The sequence below is a fragment of the Streptomyces sp. CB03234 genome (assembly GCF_001905885.1).
Taxonomy (GTDB): Bacteria; Actinomycetota; Actinomycetes; order Streptomycetales; family Streptomycetaceae; genus Streptomyces.
On record NZ_LIYH01000002.1, the window covers coordinates 620,119 to 637,850 of the forward strand.

At 69.4% G+C, this 17,732-nt stretch carries 12 protein-coding genes; 8 read left to right on the forward strand and 4 right to left on the reverse strand.

The genetic code is table 11. From position 1 onward, the window contains the following. Window positions 1-10: 10 nt before the first annotated feature. The 4 genes from AMK26_RS09650 to AMK26_RS09665 all read right to left on the reverse strand — a co-directional run bounded on the left by AMK26_RS09650 (window position 11) and on the right by AMK26_RS09665 (window position 4,434). Window positions 11-781 (reverse strand): succinate dehydrogenase/fumarate reductase iron-sulfur subunit, encoded by a 771-nt coding sequence (locus AMK26_RS09650; RefSeq protein ID WP_073754088.1) that lies wholly within the window; start codon window positions 779-781, stop codon window positions 11-13. Further along, window positions 778-2,691, reverse strand: coding sequence for a fumarate reductase/succinate dehydrogenase flavoprotein subunit (locus tag AMK26_RS09655; protein WP_073754089.1), 1,914 nt, complete (start codon window positions 2,689-2,691; stop codon window positions 778-780). The genes AMK26_RS09650 and AMK26_RS09655 overlap by 4 nt, the downstream gene beginning before the upstream one ends. Next, window positions 2,691-3,548 (reverse strand): hypothetical protein, encoded by an 858-nt coding sequence (locus AMK26_RS09660; protein WP_073754090.1) that lies wholly within the window; start codon window positions 3,546-3,548, stop codon window positions 2,691-2,693. The genes AMK26_RS09655 and AMK26_RS09660 overlap by 1 nt, the downstream gene beginning before the upstream one ends. Window positions 3,549-4,203: 655 nt before the next feature. Next, a complete protein-coding gene (locus tag AMK26_RS09665; RefSeq protein ID WP_073754091.1) occupies window positions 4,204-4,434 on the reverse strand; it encodes a hypothetical protein in 231 nt (76 codons plus the stop codon). Window positions 4,435-4,677: 243 nt separating this feature from the next. On the opposite strand from AMK26_RS09665, the gene AMK26_RS09670 reads away from it, so the two are divergent. From AMK26_RS09670 to AMK26_RS09705, 8 genes are all read left to right on the forward strand, one after another. Next, complete coding sequence (locus tag AMK26_RS09670) at window positions 4,678-7,017, forward strand: ABC transporter family substrate-binding protein (RefSeq protein ID WP_073754092.1); 2,340 nt, start codon at window positions 4,678-4,680, stop codon at window positions 7,015-7,017. A 277-nt stretch (window positions 7,018-7,294) separates the two neighbouring features. Continuing rightward, complete coding sequence (gene typA / locus AMK26_RS09675) at window positions 7,295-9,202, forward strand: translational GTPase TypA (protein WP_073754093.1); 1,908 nt, start codon at window positions 7,295-7,297, stop codon at window positions 9,200-9,202. Between the two features lie 613 nt (window positions 9,203-9,815). Continuing rightward, window positions 9,816-11,432: a peptide ABC transporter substrate-binding protein gene (locus tag AMK26_RS09680; protein WP_073754094.1), complete on the forward strand. Its 1,617-nt coding sequence runs from the start codon at window positions 9,816-9,818 to the stop codon at window positions 11,430-11,432. 157 nt (window positions 11,433-11,589) lie between these two features. Beyond that, a complete protein-coding gene (locus AMK26_RS09685) occupies window positions 11,590-12,513 on the forward strand; it encodes an ABC transporter permease (protein ID WP_073754095.1) in 924 nt (307 codons plus the stop codon). Continuing rightward, entirely contained in the window at window positions 12,506-13,456 is a 951-nt protein-coding gene (locus AMK26_RS09690) for an ABC transporter permease (protein ID WP_073754096.1), read from the forward strand. The genes AMK26_RS09685 and AMK26_RS09690 overlap by 8 nt, the downstream gene beginning before the upstream one ends. Before the next feature lie 11 nt (window positions 13,457-13,467). Then, the gene (locus tag AMK26_RS09695) at window positions 13,468-14,493 is read left to right on the forward strand and encodes an ABC transporter ATP-binding protein (protein WP_073754097.1); all 1,026 of its coding nucleotides are present in this window, start codon (window positions 13,468-13,470) and stop codon (window positions 14,491-14,493) included. After that, complete coding sequence (locus AMK26_RS09700) at window positions 14,486-15,637, forward strand: ABC transporter ATP-binding protein (RefSeq protein ID WP_073754098.1); 1,152 nt, start codon at window positions 14,486-14,488, stop codon at window positions 15,635-15,637. Before AMK26_RS09695 ends, AMK26_RS09700 begins: the two co-directional genes overlap by 8 nt. A 452-nt stretch (window positions 15,638-16,089) precedes the next feature. Beyond that, a complete protein-coding gene (locus AMK26_RS09705; RefSeq protein ID WP_073754099.1) occupies window positions 16,090-17,715 on the forward strand; it encodes a peptide ABC transporter substrate-binding protein in 1,626 nt (541 codons plus the stop codon). Window positions 17,716-17,732: the final 17 nt, after the last annotated feature.

The window sequence follows — 17,732 nt, forward strand, 5'->3', positions numbered from 1 at the left end:
GGGGCGGGGGTCAGGACTTCCGGCGGGTGATCTTGTTGCCGAGCCAGACCAGGGGGTCGTACTTGCGGTCCACCGCCCGCTCCTTCAGCGGGATCAGCGCATTGTCGGTGATCTTGATCTGCTCCGGGCACACCTCCGTGCAGCACTTGGTGATGTTGCAGTAGCCGAGCCCGTGTTCCTCCTGCGCGGTGCTCTTGCGGTCGAGTCCCGACTCGGCCGCCGCGTCCAGGGGGTGCATGTCCAGCTCGGCGATGCGCATCAGGAAGCGCGGCCCGGCGAAGGCGCCCTTGTTCTCCTCGTGGTCCCGGACCACATGGCACGTGTCCTGGCACAGGAAGCACTCGATGCACTTGCGGAACTCCTGCGGGCGCTCCACGTCGATCTGCTGCATCCGGTACTCACCCGCTGCCACGCCCGGCGGCGGGACGAAGGACGGAACCTCCCGTGCCTTCTCGTAATTGAACGACACATCCGTCACCAGGTCGCGGACGACCGGGAACGCCCGCAGCGGGGTCACCGTGATGACCTCGTCGCGCGAGAACACCGACATCCGCGTCATGCACATCAGCCGGGGCCGGCCATTGATCTCGGCGCTGCACGAACCGCACTTGCCGGCCTTGCAGTTCCAGCGAACCGCCAGGTCCGGCGCCTGGGTGGCCTGGAGCCGGTGGATGATGTCGAGGACGACCTCGCCCTCGTTCACCTCGACGGTGAAGTCCTTCAGACCTCCGCCGTCCGGGTCGCCCCGCCACACCCGGAAGCTCGCGTCATAGCTGGTCACTCGTAGAGCTCCTCTTCGGCGAGGTACTTGACCAGCTCCTCCTTGTCGAACAGGGCGAGCAGGTCGGGACGGATGGGTTCGGTCGTCGTACGTTCGAGGGCGATCTGCCCCTCCGGGGAATCCGGGTCGGCGATGCGGCACAGCAGGTTCACCCGCCGCCACTCGCGTTCCATGGCCGGGCAGTCCTCCCGGGTGTGCCCGCCCCGGGACTCCGTGCGCTCCAGCGCCGCGCGTGCCACGCACTCGCTGACCAGCAGCATGTTCCGCAGGTCCAGCGCCAGGTGCCAGCCGGGATTGAACTGCCGGTGCCCCTCGACACCCGCGCCCTGGGCCCGCAGCCGCAGCTCGGCCAGTGTCCGCAGCGCCTGCTTCATCTCCTCCGCCCGGCGGATGATGCCGACCAGGTCGTTCATGGTCTGCTGGAGCTCCTGGTGCAGGGTGTACGGGTTCTCCGGCCGCGACCCCGCCCCGGCGACACCCTCGCCGCTGAACGGCCGCAGCGCCTCGGCGGCCGCCGCGTGGACCTGGGCGTCGGGCACCTCCGGGCGGGCGGGCAGGCCGCTCGCGTACTGAGCCGCGTACAGCCCGGCCCGGCGGCCGAAGACCAGCAGGTCGGACAGGGAGTTCCCGCCGAGTCGGTTGGAGCCGTGCATGCCGCCCGCGACCTCACCGGCCGCGAACAGCCCCGGCACGCCGAGCGCCGCGGCCGTCTCCGACTCGACGGCGACACCGCCCATCACGTAGTGGCAGGTCGGACCGACCTCCATGGCCTCGGCCGTGATGTCCACGTCCGCCAGCTCCTTGAACTGGTGGTACATCGACGGCAGCCGGCGCCGGATCGTCTCGGCCGGCATGCGCGTGGACACGTCCAGGAAGACCCCGCCGTGCGGCGATCCGCGACCCGCCTTCACCTCCGAGTTGATCGCGCGGGCGACCTCGTCGCGCGGCAGCAGCTCGGGCGGACGCCGGTTGTTGTCCGGGTCCTCGTACCAGCGGTCGCCCTCCTCCTCCGACTCCGCGTACTTCTCCTTGAAGACGTCGGGGACGTAGTCGAACATGAACCGCTTGCCCTCGGAGTTGCGCAGCACCCCTCCGTCGCCGCGCACCGACTCCGTGACCAGGATGCCCTTCACCGACGGCGGCCAGACCATGCCGGTCGGATGGAACTGCACGAACTCCATGTTCACCAGCGGCGCGCCCGCCAGCAGGGCCAGGGCGTGCCCGTCGCCGGTGTACTCCCAGGAGTTGGACGTCACCTTGAAGGACTTGCCGATCCCGCCGGTCGCCAGGACGACCGCCGGCGCCTCCAGCACGAAGAAGCGGCCGGACTCGCGCTCGTAGCAGAAGGTCCCGCCGACCCGGCCGTCGTCGTCCTTGAGGACACGGGTGACGGTGCACTCCTGGAAGACCTTCAGCCGGGCCTCGTAGTCGCCGAAGGCGCGGAAGTCCTCCTGCTGGAGGGAGACGATCTTCTGCTGGAGCGTACGGATCAGTTCCAGGCCCGTGCGGTCGCCGACGTGGGCCAGGCGCGGGTACTCATGGCCGCCGAAGTTGCGCTGCGAGATCCGCCCGTCCTTCGTGCGGTCGAAGAGGGCGCCCCACGTCTCCAGCTCCCACACCCGGTCCGGCGCCTCGCGCGCGTGCAGCTCCGCCATCCGCCACTGGTTGAGGAACTTGCCCCCGCGCATGGTGTCGCGGAAGTGGACCTGCCAGTTGTCCCCGGCGTTGACGTTGCCCATGGAGGCGGCGATGCCGCCCTCGGCCATCACCGTGTGGGCCTTGCCGAACAGCGACTTGCAGATCACGGCCGTACGGGCGCCCTGTTCCCGCGCCTCGATGGCGGCCCGCAGCCCCGCCCCGCCGGCGCCGACCACGACGACGTCCCACTGCTGCCGTTCCGCTTGCGTCATCAGAAGAACCTCGGATCGTCGAAAGCACCGCTGGCGAGCAGGTACACGTAGAAGTCGGCGAGCGCGACGCTCAGCAGGGAGGCCCAGGCGAGCTGCATATGACGGGCGTTCAGCTTGCCGACCCAGCCCCACAGCCGGTAGCGCACCGGGTGCTTGGAGAAGTGCTTGAGGCGGCCGCCGACGATGTGCCGGCAGGAGTGGCAGGAGATCGTGTACGCCCAGATCAGCACGATGTTGACGAGGAAGACCAGCGTCCCGAGGCCCATGTGGCCCCACTCGTACGACGCGTCACGGAAGGCGAGCACGGTGTCGTAGGTCAGGATCCCGGCGACCGGCAGCGCGGCGTAGAAGAAGTACCGGTGGATGTTCTGCAGGATCAGCGGGAAGCGGGTCTCGCCGGTGTACGTCTTGTGCGGCTCGGCGACGGCGCAGGCCGGGGGCGACGCCCAGAAGCCCCGGTAGTAGGCCTTGCGGTAGTAGTAGCAGGTCAGCCGGAAACCGAGCGGGAAGATCAGGATCAGCAGGGCGGGGGACAGGCCCCACCAGCTGCCGAAGATCTCCCAGTTGGGGCCGTCCTTCATGGGCACGCAGTTCTCGGCGAGGCAGGGCGAGTAGAACGGCGAGACGTAGGGCGCGGCGTAGTAGTCGCTGTTCGCGAAGGCCCGCCAGGTCGAGTAGACGATGAACGCCAGCAGCCCGGCGGCGGTGGCGGCGGGCGCCAGCCACCAGCGGTCGGTACGGAGGTGGGGCGCCGCGATGGTGGCGCGTGCCGGGCTGTGCACGCCGGCGCGGCCGGCGCGGGCGCCGGGGGCGGCCGGGTCGGTGTCGGGTGGTGGTTGTTCGGTGCCAGTGGCCAACGGGGTCTCCTAGGGCGCGTGCCGGTCGTGGCGCGTGCCGGTCGGTGAGGGTGGGTTCCGATTCCCATTCCGGTGCCGGTGCCGGTGCCGGTGCAGGGCGGTCAGGGTGCGGACCGGGGGTGACTTGCTGGGTGCGGGGCCCGCGCGTGCCGGTCGGCCGGTGTACGTCCCCGAGGAGACGGGCGGCGCGCCGGAACGGCACCGGCGGCGGGTGGGTCCGGGGGTGGCGCCCGCCTCACGGCAGACGGCGCGGCCGGCGCCGTCGGGTACGGGGCCCCGGCATTGCCGGGCGCGGTCCGGTCCGGCCGGCCCGGCTCGCGGGGGTACGGGGCGGTCCGGGCGGCCCACGGCGGTACGGGGCCGGGCCCGGCGCGGACTCCGGGGCACGAACCCCGGCGTGGCCCTTGCGCAGCCCTGGCACGTCCCGCCGATAAGACCCGAAGGGGCCGGCACTCGGTACCCGGCCCTCGGTACGGGACAGCCGCGCCGGACCGGCACCCCGGCCCGGCGCCAAGGCCCCTCGTACCGGCCGCCCGGCCCGCCATGACCCTGCCGTACTCGGCGACCGCGCCGCGGGCACGTCGGCCGGACGGCCCGGCGCGGACGTTCCGCACCTCCCGGTCATCCCGCGGCACCGCGCGCGCCACCACCCCCGTCAGGGGGCGCGGCGGTCCCGCGCGCCCAGGCCCTCGTCGTCCGAGTCGGTCCACAGGGAGCTGTCGTACGGCGTGTCCGGGATGGTCACCAGGCCCTCGGGCCGGCCGACCGCTGTGGGAACGGGCCTGCCCTCGCGCTGCTGCGCGAGGTTCCGTTCCAGTTGGATGACCGATCGGGCCAGCTCCTCAAGGCGGCGCTTGACCTCGGTCAGATCGTCTTCGAGAGACATGAATTGCCCTCACTTCCGCGATCGCGGGTGGCAAACACGCGCCTGAGAGTGTCGCGCGTCACATCCCCCATTGTGAAGCCATGCGCGCGGATTCCACTCTTCCGAGGCTTGGGCCGCACGGGTGGTGTTTGCGCGCACCGCCGCCGTGTCGCCGCCACGGGGCCCTGCCGGTCGTTTTCAGTGTATGGGCAATAGGTGTGATCATCTCTAAATTCCACAAAACAGGACGAAGAGGTAAAAGACATGTCCCACGTCGGCGCCCCTCGGGGGAGGACATGCTCCCGGGGCCCCCGTTCCCGCACGCTCCGGTCCGCCGTCCTCCTCACCACCGGCGTACTCGCCGTCTCCGTACTGAGCGGATGCAGCTCCTCCGACGAGGAGAGCGACGCCAGGGCCGTCCCGCAGGACATCGCCGCCGCCGCCCGCGACAAGGTCGCCGACGGAGGCACGCTGCGCTGGGCCGTCGACGCGATGCCCGCCACCCTCAACGCCTTCCAGGCGGACGCCGACGCCACCACCACCCGCATCACCCAGGCCGTACTGCCCACCCTCTTCACCCTCGACGACCGCGGCCGCCCCCAGCGCAACCCCGACTACCTGGAATCCGCCGAGATCATCGAGCGCGAACCCAAGCAGGTCGTCCTCTACAAGCTCAACCAGCAGGCGGTGTGGACCGACGGCCGCGAGATCGGCGCCCCCGACTTCGTCGCCCAGTGGCACGCCCTCAGCGGCAAGGACTCCGCCTACTGGACCGCCCGCAACGCCGGCTACGAGCGCATCGAGAAGATCGAGCGCGGCGCCAGTGACCTGGAGGTCCGGGTCACCTTCAACAAGCCGTACGCCGACTGGCGCGCCCTCTTCTCGCCGCTCTACCCCAAGCAGGTCATGGGGACGCCGGCCACTTTCAACGACGGTGCCCGTACGCAGCTGGCCACGTCGGCCGGTCCCTTCCAGCTCAAGGGCGTCGACGCCAGGAGCGGTACGGCGACGCTCGTACGCAACCCCCGCTGGTGGGGGCAGCCGGCCAAGCTCGACGCGATCGTGCTGCGTGCCGTCCCGCGCTCCGGCCGCGCCACCGCGCTCGCCGCGGGCCTGCTCGACCTCGCGGAGATCGACCGCGCCACGGCGGACCGGATCGCCCGCGCGGTCAAGGACGCGGACCGCGCCGCCCCCGGCGCCGGTACGGACACGGCCCCGTCGGCCGCCGCGAACGCCGGGCCCCCGGCGGATCCCGCGCAGGCCCGGCTCCTCCAGGCGGCACGGCTGAAGAACCAGCAGGCCCTCGCGGCGTACGCGGCCGAGCAGAAGGCGTTGCGCGGCTACGCGGTCCGCAAGTCGCTGGAGCCGGCGTACACACAACTGGCGCTCAACGGCGAGAGCGGCCCGCTCTCCGACGACCGGGTACGCCGGGCGGTGGCCCGCGCGCTGAACCGCCAGGAACTCGCCGAGGCGGTCCTGAAGCCGCTCGGGCTGCCCGCGCAGCCGGTCGGCAGCCACCTCGCGCTCGCCGGGCAGCAGGCGTACGCCGACAGCAGCGGCGCCCTGGGCGGCCAGGACACCGAGGAGGCCCAGGAGCTCCTGGCCGACGCGGGCTGGACGCGGGGCGGGGCCCGTAAGCCCGCCGGCCCGAAGGACGGCACGAAGGCGGGCGCCGAGGCGTCCGCCGCCGCCAACAAGCCCGCCGCCAACAATCCCGGCGCGAACAAGCCCGCCGCCGGCGCCACGCCCGCCCGGGACGAGAAGGGCGGGAAGAACGACGTACCGTCCGACGAGGGCCTGTACATCGTCGGCGACGACAAGCCCGCCGAGCCCGCCATCGGCGGCAACGACGGACCGGAGGGTACGCACGTGCTGGCCCCCGCCCCCGCCGCGGCGGCCCAGGGCATCGCCCTCCACCGCCAGGTGCGAGCCCTGAGCACCGAGACCGACACCGACAAGGGCGCGCCCGACCAGCCCAAGGCCCAGGGAGGCGGGGCCCCCGGCGCCTACGCCCCCCGCGGCACCGCCGCCCCGGCCCCGGCGGCCCCCGCCGGCGCGGCCGCCGGTCCGCTCGGCAAGGACGGCGAGTCGCTCACGCTCCGCTTCGTCCTCCCCGCCGGCCCCGATTCCGAGTCCCTGCGGACGGTCGGCGACAAGATCGCCCGGATGCTCGGCCGCATCGGCATCGGCACCGAGATCGTCAAGGTCCCCGACGACAGCTACTTCAAGGACCACATCGCCTCCGGCGACTTCGACCTGGCCCTCTACTCCTGGCCCGCCACCGCCTACCCCGCCACCGACGGCCGGCCGATCTTCGCCAAGCCCCAGCCGGCCGCCGACGGCTCCCTGCTGGTGGAGCAGAACTACACCCGGGTCGGTACGGACCACATCGACCAGCTCTTCGACCAGGCAGCCGCCGAGCTGGACGAGAAGGCGGCCCGTGACCTGGTGAAGCAGGCCGACGCCCGGATCTGGGCCGCGGCCGGTTCGATCCCCCTCTACCAGCGGCCGCAGCTGGTGGCGGCGAGGACGACGGTGGTGAACGCCGGGGCCTTCGGCTTCGCGACCCCCCGCTACGAGAACATCGGCTTCAGGCAGAAGTAGCAGCGCACCGCGCACCGGGCCCCAACCTCAGAATCCGCTCAAGTCGCTTGCCCGCCGGTACCCCCGGCGGGCAAGCTCGCGTGCGGACCATGACCCGGGCCCACGCAAGCACCCCCAGTGCACCGCCAGACACCTGTTCGATCTTCTCCGGACGGGCCGAGACGCCCTTCGCGCGTCGGCCCCGTACCATGGACACAGCCGTGGCGCGTCCGCCCGGCGGGCGTACGAGGAACAAAGAGACGCCGCACCCACGATCCGAGAGAAGCGCAAGCCACTCATGCCCACGCGCCACGACATCCGTAACGTAGCCATCGTCGCCCACGTCGACCACGGCAAGACGACCATCGTCGACGCCATGCTCAAGCAGGCCGGCGCCTTCGCCGCCCACCAGCTCGACTCCGTCGACGACCGCATGATGGACTCGAACGACCTGGAGCGTGAGAAGGGCATCACGATCCTCGCCAAGAACACGGCGGTGAAGTACCACCCCAAGGACGGCGGGGCCCCGATCACCATCAACATCATCGACACCCCCGGCCACGCCGACTTCGGTGGTGAGGTCGAGCGCGGCCTGTCGATGGTCGACGGTGTGGTGCTGCTCGTGGACGCCTCCGAGGGCCCGCTGCCGCAGACGCGTTTCGTGCTCCGCAAGGCCCTGCAGCGCCGGATGCCGGTCATCCTCTGCATCAACAAGACGGACCGCCCGGACTCCCGGATCGACGAGGTCGTCAACGAGACCTACGACCTCTTCCTGGACCTGGACGCGGACGAGGAGCAGATCGAGTTCCCGATCGTCTACGCGTGCGGCCGTGACGGCATCGCCTCGCTGACCAAGCCGGAGGACGGCACGGTCCCGGCCGACTCCACCAACCTGGAGCCGTTCTTCTCCACGATCCTGGAGCACATCCCGGCCCCGGTGTACGACGAGGAGGCCCCCCTCCAGGCCCACGTCACCAACCTCGACGCCGACAACTTCCTCGGCCGTATCGCGCTGCTCCGCGTCGAGCAGGGCGAGCTGCGCAAGGGCCAGACGGTCGCGTGGATCAAGCGCGACGGCACCGTCGCCAACGTACGCATCAGCGAGCTGATGATGACCGAGGCGCTCACCCGCAAGCCGGCCGAGGTGGCGGGCCCCGGTGACATCTGCGCCGTCGCCGGTATCCCGGACATCATGATCGGTGAGACGCTGGCCGACCCGGAGAACCCGATCGCGCTGCCGCTGATCACGGTCGACGAGCCCGCGATCTCGATGGTCATCGGTACGAACACCTCGCCGCTGGTCGGCCGGGGCGCCACCGGCAAGGGCGCGGACAACAAGGCGGCCGTCAAGGACCGCAAGGTCACCGCCCGCCAGGTGAAGGACCGCCTGGACCGCGAGCTGGTCGGTAACGTCTCGCTGCGCGTCCTGGACACCGAGCGCCCCGACGCCTGGGAGGTGCAGGGCCGCGGTGAGCTGGCGCTGGCCATCCTGGTCGAGCAGATGCGCCGCGAGGGCTTCGAGCTGACCATCGGCAAGCCGCAGGTGGTCACCAAGGAGATCGACGGCAAGGTCCACGAGCCGGTCGAGCGCATGACCATCGACGTGCCCGAGGAGCACATGGGCGCCGTCACGCAGCTCATGGGCGTCCGCAAGGGCCGGATGGACAACATGTCCAACCACGGCTCCGGCTGGGTGCGCATGGAGTTCGTCGTGCCGTCCCGCGGCCTGATCGGCTTCCGTACGGAGTTCCTGACGCAGACGCGCGGCACGGGCATCGCCCACTCCATCCACGAGGGTCACGAGCCGTGGTTCGGCACGCTGACGACCCGCAACAACGGCTCGCTCGTCGCCGACCGCTCCGGCGCGGTCACCGCCTTCGCGATGACCAACCTCCAGGAGCGCGGCGTCCTCTTCGTGGAGCCGGGCACCGAGGTGTACGAGGGCATGATCGTCGGCGAGAACTCCCGCTCCGACGACATGGACGTCAACATCACCAAGGAGAAGAAGCTCACGAACATGCGGTCGTCCTCGGCCGACTCGTTCGAGGCGATCGTCCCGCCGCGCAAGCTCTCCCTGGAGCAGTCGCTGGAGTTCTGCCGCGACGACGAGTGCGTCGAGGTGACCCCGGAGGCCGTCCGTATCCGCAAGGTGAACCTGGACCAGCGCGAGCGCGCCCGCGCCGCCTCGCGCGCCAAGAACGGCTGACACAGGCACGCAAGGCACGCACCGGCACGCCGGGGCACGGGCCACCGGCCCGCGGCAGCCGGCGGTTCCGGTGCCGTCCCGGCGCCTGAGCTGTCAACTCCCCGTCCTGGGAGGGATAAACCCCTCCCAGGACGGGGAGTTTTTCATGCGGCCGTTCCCGCGCGGGGCCGGCCCGAGCCCGGCCCGGGGAGCGGAGCACCCGCCTCCTATACCAGTACGGGGACCCTGCCCCCGTACTGGCCGATCCTCGTGGGTGCCGGCTGACCGCACGTCAACGCGTTTTCGCTGCCGAAGCGTCCGGATATCGACCGTCGCTCTCCGGAACATGTGTTAACGGTCCGTTTCGCGGGTGTCTGTCTGTGATCGCTTTGTCCGGATTTCGGTCTTCAGGCCCTTGGTGATGTTGCCAAAACGAGACCCTTTAAGTGTGGTTTACGGCCCGGACGTACTTAATAGTTGGCTCCATTGAGCTCGGGTCAATGGGTCACGCGCTGTGGGGAGCGCCGACTCACGAGCACACTCGGGGCACTTGGGTCATCGCCGTCAGGGGTGTCGGCATGCAACCTCGAAGTGCCCTTCTTGTAGTGACAAGTGGACTCATGAGGAGGAACCCATGCGCGGTGCCAACAGCGCCAAGTGGGTCGCGGGCGCGATAGTCGTCGCCCTGGCAGCCACTGCTTGTGGTGGCGGTAGCGACAGCAAGGCCAACGGTGCCAAGCAGGTCGTGATGGAGCTCGGCGAGCCCCAGAACGGTCTGATCCCGTCGAACACGTACGAGTCCGAGGGCTCCGAGGTCATGAACGCCCTGTTCACCGGCCTCGTGCGGTACGACGAGAAGAACGAGACCCAGCTCGACATGGCCGCGTCGATCGAGACCAAGGACAGCAAGGTCTGGACGATCAAGCTCAAGGACGGCTACACCTTCCACAACGGTGAGCCGGTCACCGCGCAGTCCTTCGCGGACGCCTGGAACTACGGCGCCAACCAGGACAACACGCAGGAGACGAACCCGCTCTACAACAAGATCGACGGGTACGCCGACCTGAACCCGGGCGAGGGCAAGAAGCCCGCGACCGACAAGATGAAGGGCCTGAAGGTCGTCGACGAGAAGACCCTCGAGGTCACGCTCACGGCTCCGTTCAGCGCCTTCAAGTCCATGCTGGGCTTCAACGCGTTCTTCCCGCTGCCGAAGGCCTTCTTCAAGGACCCGAAGGGCTTCGAGACCGCGCCCATCGGCAACGGCATGTTCAAGATGGACGGCAAGTTCGTCCGCAACCAGCAGATCAAGACGGTCAAGTACGACAAGCACCCCGACGCGGGCGAGCTCAAGATCTCGGGCGTCACGTTCAAGATCTACAGCAGCCAGGACACCGCCTACCGTGACCTGCTCGGTGGCCGCGTCGACATCATGGACACCATCCCGACGTCCGCGATGATGACCGCCGCCAAGGACCTGGGCGACCGCTACATCCAGGGCACCGACTCCGGCGTCGGCTACGTCGGCTTCCCGATCAAGTACAACAAGGTCTTCGCGAAGCCGGAGATCCGCAAGGCGATCTCCCAGGCGATCGACCGCAAGGCGATCACCGAGAAGATCTTCGTCAACACCCGTACGCCGGCGGACGACTTCATCAACCCGCTGGTCCCGGGCTACCGCAAGGGCGCCTGTGGCGCACCCTGCACCTACGACCCGGCCGCGGCCAAGAAGGCCTTCGACGCCGCGGGCGGCCTGCCGGGCAACAAGATGGAGCTCGGCTACAACGCCGACGGTGGCCACAAGGAGTGGATCACCGCCGTCGCCGGCCAGCTCGAGAAGAACCTCGGCATCACCGTCACCGTGAAGCCGTTCGAGCAGTTCCAGTCCATCCTGAACGACCTCGGTGACAAGAAGTACAGCGGCGCGTTCCGCCTGGCGTGGTCCATGGACTACCCGCACCCGGAGAACTACCTGCGCCCGATCTTCTCCGAGGACGCCATCGAGCACGGCTCCAACTACTCGGGCTACGTCAACCCGCAGGTCGAGAAGCTCCTCGACCAGGGCGACACGGCGACCACCGAGGACGCCGCGATCAAGGCGTACCAGCAGGCCGACGACATCCTGCTGAAGGAGATGCCGTACATCCCGGTGTACTTCTACAAGCTGAACGCCGGCCTCAGCAAGAACCTCAAGCCGGGCGTGCGGATCGACAACATGACCCAGGTCGACTGGACCACGGTCAACCCCGCCTGACGGTTCAAAGGATCTCCGCGGGGAGATCCTGACAGCAGTGGGGGTGACGGGGTTCTGCCCCGTCACCCCCCTTCTGCCGTCTCGTTGTCGATTACCCCTCACCCGGGGCGGGGCCCACTGGTGTGCCCCTCCCGGTATCCGTACAACTGGAGACCTGATGGGTCGTTATGTGATCAGGCGTCTTCTGCAGGCGATACCCGTACTGCTCGGCGCGACAATACTTCTCTACTGCCTTGTCTTCCTGCTGCCCGGTGACCCCATCCAGGCACTGGCCGGAGAGAAGAAGGCGGATCCGAACATCGCAGCCATCCTGCGAGAGCAGTACCACCTCAATGACCCGCTCTACCAGCGGTACTGGTACTACATCTCCGGTGTGATGACCGGTGACTTCGGCACCGACTTCACCGGCCGTGAGGTGTCCGAGATCATGAGCGAGACCTTCCCGGTCACGCTCAAGCTGGCCGGCATCGCCTTCCTGGTCGAGGCCGTCGCCGGCATCGTCGCCGGTGTCTTCGCGGCGCTCGGCCGCGGCAAGTTCCTCGACAACCTGGTGCTGCTGTCGACCCTCCTCCTGGTCTCCATCCCGGTGTTCGTCCTGGGCAACGTGCTCCAGCTCGTGCTGGGCGTGCAGTGGGCGCTCGTCCCGATCTCCTACAGCGCCGAGGACATCACCACACTGTTCCTCCCCGGCGTCGTCCTGGCGTCCGTCTCCCTCGCGTACATCGCCCGGCTCACGCGCACCAGCATGATCGAGACGATGCGCTCCGACTACGTGCGCACCGCAACCGCCAAGGGCCTGAGCCGTCCGAGGGTGATCGTGCGGCACGGACTGCGCAACGCGCTGATCCCGATCGTCACGTACCTCGGTGTCGACCTCGGCGCCCTGATGGGCGGCGCGATCATCACGGAGCGCATCTTCAACATCCCCGGCATCGGCGGCACCCTCTACCAGGCCGTGTACCTGCGACAGGGGACGACCGTCGTCAGCATCGTGACCGTGCTCGTCCTCGTCTACATCGCCGCGAACCTGCTCGTGGACCTGCTCTACGCCGTGCTCGACCCGAGGATCCGCTATGCCTGAGAACACCTCCACCACCGTCGAGGAGAGCGAGGCCGTCAAGACGGCCACGCCCGGGGGTCCCGTGCGGACCAAGGAGGACAAGCCGGAGCGGGTCGCCAGCATGTGGAGCGACGCGTGGCGCGACCTGACGCACAACTGGGTCTTCCTCGTCTCCGCCGTGCTGATCCTCTTCCTGCTCGTCATGGCGGTCTTCCCGCAGCTCTTCACCAGCCAGGACCCGTACGCCAAGGGCTTCTGCGACCTGGCGAACTCGGTCACCCCGCCCAGTGGCGCGCACTGGTTCGGCTTCGACGTCCAGGGCTGCGACATCTACGCCCGGACCATCTACGGCGCCCGCAACTCGATCATCGTCGGCATCCTCACCTCGGTGCTGACCACGCTCGTCGGCGGCGTCCTCGGCATGATCGCCGGTCTGCGCGGCGGCTGGCTGGACGCCCTGGTGTCCCGCTTCACCGAGATCTGGTTCGCCATCCCGACCCTCCTCGGCGGTCTGCTCGTGCTGGCGATGCTGGGCACCGGCAACGTCGTCACCGTCTCGCTGATCATGGCGGTGCTCGGCTGGCCGCAGCTGTTCCGCATCATGCGCGGCTCGGTGATCACCAACAAGCAGAACGACTACGTGATGGCCGCCCGCGCCCTGGGTGCGAACGGCTGGCGCATCGCGATGCGCCACATCCTGCCGAACGCGGTCGCCCCGGTGATCGTGGTCAGCACGATCAACCTCGGTGTCTACATCTCGGCCGAGGCGGCGTTCTCGTACCTCGGTATCGGTGTGCAGGCCCCGAACATCTCCTGGGGCCTGATGATCAGTGACGGCCAGGACCGCTTCCTGAGCGCCCCGCACATGGTGCTCTTCCCGTCGCTGTTCCTGAGCATCACGGTCCTCGCGTTCATCATGCTCGGCGAAGCTGTTCGCGACGCCCTCGACCCCAAGCTGCGCTAGGAGGGCGTACGTTGACCACCATCGACAAGAAGACGAGCGCTCCGCTGCTCGAAGTGCGCGACCTGCACGTCGAGTTCCACACCCGGGACGGCGTGGCCAAGGCCATCAACGGCGTCAGCTACAGCGTCGACGCCGGCGAGACCCTCGCCGTCCTCGGCGAGTCCGGATCCGGCAAGTCGGTCACCGCCCAGGCGATCATGGGCATCCTCGACATGCCGCCCGGCCGGATCCCCAAGGGCGAGATCCTGTTCCACGGCGAGGACATGCTGAAGATGTCCGCCGAGGAGCGCCGCAAGATCCGCGGCCGCCGGATCGCGATGATCTTCCAGGACGCGCTCTCCGCGCTGAACCCGGTGCTTTCGGTGGGCTACCAGCTCGGCGAGATGTACCGCGTCCACCTCGGCCTGTCCCGCAAGGAGGCCAAGGCCAGGGCGATCGAGCTGATGGACCGGGTGAAGATCCCGGCCGCGGCGGCGCGGGTGAACGACTACCCGCACCAGTTCTCCGGCGGTATGCGCCAGCGCATCATGATCGCCATGGCGATGGCGCTGGAGCCGGACCTGATCATCGCGGACGAGCCCACCACCGCGCTCGACGTGACCGTCCAGGCCCAGGTCATGGACCTGCTCGCGGAGCTCCAGCGCGAGGAGAACATGGGCATGATCCTGATCACCCACGACCTGGGTGTGGTCGCGGACGTCGCCGACAAGATCGCGGTGATGTACGCGGGCCGGATCGTCGAGAACGCGCCCATCCACGAGCTGTACAAGCGCCCCGCGCACCCGTACACCCGTGGCCTGCTCGACTCCATCCCGCGCCTGGACCAGAAGGGCCAGGAGCTGTACGCGATCAAGGGCCTGCCGCCCAACCTGATGAAGATCCCGCCGGGCTGCGCCTTCAACCCGCGCTGCCCGAAGGCGGACGACATCTGCCGTACGGAGATCCCGGCCCTGGTGCCGGTGACGGAGCAGGACGGCGGCGAGCTGCCGGGCCGTGGCAGCGCGTGCCACTTCTGGAAGGAGACGATCCATGGCTGAGCTCAGGAAGAACGATGAGGCGGCCGTGGACGCGACCCCGAACGTCACCGAGGTCGAGACCGTCGAGGCGGCCACCGAGACGGCCGCCGTGGCGGCGATCGAGGCCCCGGTGGAGCGCGGCGAGCCGATCCTCCAGGTGCGGGGCCTGGTCAAGCACTTCCCGCTGACCCAGGGCATCCTGTTCAAGAAGCAGGTCGGTGCGGTCAAGGCCGTGGACGGGGTCTCCTTCGACCTCTACCAGGGCGAGACGCTCGGCATCGTCGGCGAGTCCGGCTGTGGCAAGTCCACGGTCGCCAAGCTGCTGATGATGCTGGAGAAGGCCACCGCGGGCGAGATCTTCTACAAGGGCCAGGACATCACCAAGCTGTCCGGGCGGGCGCTGAAGGCGGTGCGCCGGAACATCCAGATGGTGTTCCAGGACCCGTACACCTCGCTCAACCCGCGGATGACGGTGGGCGACATCATCGGTGAGCCCTTCGAGATCCACCCCGAGGTGGCCCCGAAGGGCGACCGGCGCCGCAAGGTGCAGGAACTGCTGGACGTGGTGGGGCTCAACCCCGAGTACATCAACCGCTACCCGCACCAGTTCTCCGGCGGCCAGCGCCAGCGCATCGGCATCGCCCGCGGCCTGGCCCTGAACCCCGAGATCATCATCTGCGACGAGCCGGTCTCGGCGCTGGACGTCTCGGTGCAGGCGCAGGTCGTCAACCTGATGGAGAAGCTCCAGGACGAGTTCAACCTCTCGTACCTCTTCATCGCGCACGACCTGTCGATCGTCCGGCACATCTCCGACCGGGTCGGCGTGATGTACCTCGGCAAGATGGCCGAGATCGGTACGGACGTACAGATCTACGACCACCCGACGCACCCCTACACCCAGGCGCTGCTGTCGGCGGTCCCGGTGCCCGACCCGGACGCCCGTGAGGGCCGCGAGCGGATCATCCTGACCGGTGACGTCCCGTCGCCGGCCAACCCGCCGTCCGGCTGCCGCTTCCGCACCCGGTGCTGGAAGGCCGAGGACAAGTGCGCCGAGGAGGTGCCGCTGCTGGCGATCCCGGAGCACTTCCGGGGCTCCGACAGCCCGGCGGCGCACGAGTCGGCGTGCCACTTCGCCGAGGAGAAGGACGTCGTCCACGCGGCGTAAGGCGCGGCGCGGCTCTACGCGTACGAAGGTGCCCCGGCCCCACCCGGCCGGGGCACCTTCGCGTACCCGCCGTGCTCGCGTACCCGCACGTGCCGTGCCGCCCGCCGCCCGCCGCGCGGGGCTACGGTCCGGCCGGCGCGGGGCCGTCGGGGTGGGGCTGCCGGGCCCGGCCGGGCGAGGCGTCCTGGCGCGTGCGGGGCCGGTCCCGGGTGCCCTGCCGCCGGGCGCGCCTGATGGAGTCGGAGCCGGCGGCATGGCCGGGAGGCCGTCGTACGGATGCCGGCGCGTGCGGGCCCGCCGGGGCCGCGCGTGCGGCCCTTCCGCGCCCGCGGCCGTCGCGCATGCGGGTGGTGCGGCGCCCGGACGGGCGGGTACAGCGTGCACCCATGCACCGTATGGGGTGGTATGTGGGCCTAGGGCGAGACCAAGGACCACGACCACGGGAGGCATCCATGCGCGGAGCCACGCACGCCAGGTGGGCCGCGGCCGCGGTGGCCGTCGCCCTCGCGGCGACCGCCTGCGGCGGCGGCAGCGGTGGCGGTGGCGGTGGCGCCGACGGGATCGTCAGCTCCTCCTGGGGCGACCCCCAGAACCCGATCGAACCGGCCAACACCAACGAGGTCCAGGGCGGCAAGGTCCTCGACATGCTCTTCCGGGGCCTCAAGAGGTACGACCCGAAGACCGGCGAGGCCCGCGACACGGTCGCCGAGAAGATCGAGACGACCGACTCCCGGAACTTCACCATCACCCTCAAGCCGGGCTGGACGTTCAGCAACGGCGAGCCCGTCACCGCCAGGTCCTTCACCGACGCCTGGAACTACGGGGCCCACGTCGACAACAAGCAGGCCAACTCGCCCTTCTTCAGCGACATCGTCGGCTACGACGACGTCCACCCCGCCTCCGGACCCGCCAGGGCCAAGACGATGCGCGGCCTGGTCGTCAAGGACGACCGCACCTTCACCGTCACCCTGAAGGACACGTTCTCCACCTGGCCCGAGACCCTCGGCTACCAGGCGTTCGTTCCCCTGCCCCGGGTGTTCTTCACCGACCACGACGCCTGGCTCGCCAAGCCCGTCGGCAACGGCCCGTACACCGTCGAGTCGTACACCCGCGGCAGCAACATGAAGCTGCGCCGCTGGGACGGCTACAAGGGCGAGGACAAGGCCCGCAACGGCGGCGTGGACCTCATCGTCTACACCGACAACAACAGCGCCTACACCGACCTGATCTCGGGACACCTCGACCTCCTCGACGACGTACCCGCGCAAGCGCTCAGGAACGTGGAGGGCGACCTCGGCGACCGCTACATCAACCAGCCCGCCCTCATCATCCAGACCCTGGTCTTCCCGCTCCACCGGCCCGAGTGGAACAAGCCCGGCATGGAGAAGGTCCGCCGGGGCCTGTCCATGGCGGTCGACCGCGAGGAGATCACCAAGCAGATCTTCCAGGGCACCCGCACCCCCGCCAAGGACTGGACCTCACCGGCGCTCGGCGCGGACGGCGGCTACAAGGGGATCTGCGGCGACGCCTGCGCCTACAACCCCACGGAGGCCAGGCGGCTCATCGAGGAGGGCGGCGGCCTGCCCGGCGGCAAGGTGACGCTCACCTCCAACGTCGACACCGGCTCGCACCGCGCCTGGATGGACGCCGTGTGCAACAGTGTCAACAACGCGCTCGGCCGGGGCGCCGTCTGCACCGTCAGCCCCATCGGCACCTTCGCCGACTTCCGCGACCAGCAGACGACGTACAAGCTCACCGGCCCCTTCCGCTCCGGCTGGCAGGCCGACTACCCCCTCATCCAGAACTTCCTGGAGCCGCTCTACTACACCGGCGGGTCCTCCAACTACGGCAAGTTCAGCAACAAGGAGTTCGACGGCCTCGTCGACAAGGCCAACCGCGAGACCGACCAGGCGGCAGCCGTCAAGGACTTCCAGGCCGCCGAGCAGATCCTCGCCGCCCAGATGCCGGCCATCCCGCTCTGGTACCAGAACGGCAGCGCCGGCTACTCGGAGCGGCTCTCCGACGTGACCCTCAACCAGTTCAGCGTCCCCGTCTACGACCAGATCAAGGTCAGCTGACCCCCGATCCTCCGGAG